This is a genomic window from Streptomyces sp. BR123 (assembly GCF_013401435.1).
Taxonomy (GTDB): Bacteria; Actinomycetota; Actinomycetes; order Streptomycetales; family Streptomycetaceae; genus Streptomyces.
In genome coordinates this window covers 1-429 of sequence record NZ_JACBGN010000686.1, presented here as the reverse complement: position 1 = coordinate 429, position 429 = coordinate 1, and the positions used below count along the sequence as shown (strand labels likewise).

The window sequence follows — 429 nt, the reverse complement described above, 5'->3', positions numbered from 1 at the left end:
GCCGGGGTCGGGGCCGGGGCCGCGGGCCTCGGGCGCGCTGAGCTTGCCGTACGTACGGGGCTCACCCCGCAGGCCGTCAGCAAGATCACGGCGCGGCTGCGGGCGGAGGGGCTCGTCGCCGAGGCCGGCCGGGGTGTGTCCACCGGCGGCAAACCGCGGACCCTGCTGCGGCTGGTGGCGGAGGCCCGGCACGCGGTCGGCGTACACGCCGACCGCGACGAGCTGCGGGCGGTACGGGTCGACCTCTCGGGCCGGGTCGTGGACCGGTGCAGTGGCCCCCTGGACTTCGGGGCCGGTCCGGATGCGGTGGTGGAGGCGGTCGTACGGGCGGTGGGGCGCGTTTCCGGGACGCTGGGAGGCCCGTCGCAGTTGCTCGGGGTGGGGGTTGCCGCGCCGGGGCCGCTTGATTGGCGGGCCGGGGTGATGGGG

At 77.9% G+C, this 429-nt stretch carries 1 pseudogene; it reads left to right on the top strand.

The features are described 5' to 3' along the window. A pseudogene (locus HYE82_RS37045) lies at positions 1 to 429 on the top strand (ROK family transcriptional regulator); the annotation flags it as partial.